Origin of the sequence: Vibrio sp. 661, assembly GCF_033339315.1 — a bacterium.
Classification (GTDB): Bacteria; Pseudomonadota; Gammaproteobacteria; order Enterobacterales; family Vibrionaceae; genus Vibrio; species Vibrio alginolyticus.
In genome coordinates this window covers 1-1829 of sequence record NZ_JAWOUJ010000046.1, presented here as the reverse complement: position 1 = coordinate 1829, position 1829 = coordinate 1, and the positions used below count along the sequence as shown (strand labels likewise).

The 1829-nt window shown below is 43.7% G+C and carries 3 protein-coding genes and 1 pseudogene; 2 read left to right on the top strand and 2 right to left on the bottom strand.

What is annotated here, in order from left to right:
* The coding region (locus R7P69_RS24525; protein ID WP_318121720.1) for a type II toxin-antitoxin system ParD family antitoxin at positions 1-83 on the bottom strand (83 nt) is incomplete at its 3' end.
* A 43-nt stretch (positions 84-126) separates the two neighbouring features.
* On the bottom strand, positions 127-354 hold the full coding sequence (locus tag R7P69_RS24520; RefSeq protein WP_225452192.1) for a hypothetical protein: 228 nt from the start codon (positions 352-354) through the stop codon (positions 127-129).
* A gap of 723 nt (positions 355-1077) precedes the next feature.
* On the opposite strand from R7P69_RS24520, the gene R7P69_RS24515 reads away from it, so the two are divergent.
* Both R7P69_RS24515 and R7P69_RS24510 read left to right on the top strand, forming a co-directional pair.
* Positions 1078-1323, top strand: coding sequence for a hypothetical protein (locus tag R7P69_RS24515; RefSeq protein WP_169573145.1), 246 nt, complete (start codon positions 1078-1080; stop codon positions 1321-1323).
* A pseudogene (locus R7P69_RS24510) lies at positions 1316-1829 on the top strand (site-specific integrase); the annotation flags it as partial. The gene R7P69_RS24515 and the pseudogene R7P69_RS24510, both read left to right, overlap by 8 nt.

Genomic DNA, 1829 nt, shown 5'->3' with positions numbered 1-1829 from the left:
GAGCCATAACGACCTGTTGCGATCATTCTTTCGATAAAACAATCAAGAGATTCTCCGATTGTGACGCTTGTTGTTCTAGCCATAAAATCACCATGTGTTAATTATTAACACACCTAGTATACCTCTTCATTTTCTCTTTTTCGCTAATTGCTTATCACACCATGCCATGAGCTGTTCGGCTTTCAATGTTATTACCCCCAGAGCCAACATACCCAAGATGTAACTCCACCCCAAAGCATTCCCCCAACCCGGTATGTTGTCACTCACCACAATGAAAACAGCGCAAAATGATAATGCTGTAAAAATAACTCGAATAAACATAACAGCCTCTTTCTCATAGATTCTTTTATCCACCTTACCATCAGCGTTTTGTTTCCTAAGTTTGGCTCTTGATCATGCAGCTCAAAAACGCCTAGCGTTCAAAATGCACATCACCGGCCCAGGATAAACTTGCAGTTTATCTTGGGCTAGTGATGCGACAAGCGCAGCGCGTCAGTTCGTGAGGGGCTACTGCCCCTAACCCCGTCAAATTCACTCAAAGCACCGCCCTGTTGCTACGCAATTCAGGCGGTACTTTTCGCAAATTTCGCGAGCCTACTCGCGCTATGTAGAATTTAAAAATTCCACATAGCGCGAGCTTTAATAAGCTTTTATATAATTTCACGCAACAAAAAGCCTGCAACAAAACAATATTGCAGATAAAACGTGAAAATGTCACAATGGAATTTCCATAGCCCACTGCTGCTTATGCAGGAACCTGACCTCTACAACCTCCTTGGTTTGGTCTGCGAAAATCAAATCCGCGCTTAGTCAGAGAACTAAAAAATGATTTTGCCTCAGGGGAGTACGGCCTAGTTAACACCGTACACGTTGGTTTTAATTACTGATACCAACGGTGCTTCTCAAAGCAGCGAAACACAAAAATCAGTACGCACTTCACTGGCGGAAAGTGAACGTGAAAAGGTGTGAACAGTCGGCCTTGCTATACGAAAAAAAGCAAAATTGGCGAACGGCAATGCCGTCTGGATATTTTTACGAAAATATTTAGCTAGTTCTTACGCCCACATCGAGATTTTTATGAGCTTTGATCCAGTAGCAGCGACCGAAGCTGCAAAAAAGACCCGTGCTTTACGCAAAGGCAAAAACTATAAGAAACGCACCTCTAAACTTGAACCGTTCCGTTCTGAAATCGCCAAAATGTACAAGCATGGCGCATCTTTAGAACTGATTGCTCTGCACCTCCAAACTGAACACAAGCAATATGCAGCTCGCAGTACCATCCTCCGATATATCCATTCCATCGGAGTAACACGCAATGGCTAAAGGGCACTTCGCAAAATCAGAAAAACAAGCCGCTTCTGTCATGAAAGAAATGCAGGGGAAAGGTAATGCCATAGAATCGGTGGGAACGGCGAGGAACTACGAACAAGCATTGAAAACCTGTTGCGATTATCTGAAAGAGTTCAAGCTTGGCTCTCTAAGAGAACTAACCCCAGAACAAGCAAAAAACTACATAGAGTTACGCGCTCACGAATGTAAACAAAGCACAATCGACATGGATCGTCAGGCAATACAAACAATGATGCAGCATGTCACACATAAGTTAGAACCCAATCAAACACTATACCCACCCAAAGAGCTTCCTACATCTAAAAAAGAAACTATTGAAAACTCTCGTTCTTACACGCCAGAACAGGTCAATGCGATCATTCAGAACCAAACCGAGCAACATGCTCTCTCAACACAACTTTGTCATGAAGCGGGTCTACGCGCTCACGAACTGTACACACTACGACCTTCTGGCGAAGTAAATCCGAGTCCACGGGACG

What these genes read in the sequence shown, in the direction of transcription:
- R7P69_RS24515 (WP_169573145.1), top strand. Translation starts at nt 1,078, where the DNA reads ATGAGCTTTGATCCAGTAGCAGCGACCGAAGCTGCAAAAAAGACCCGT.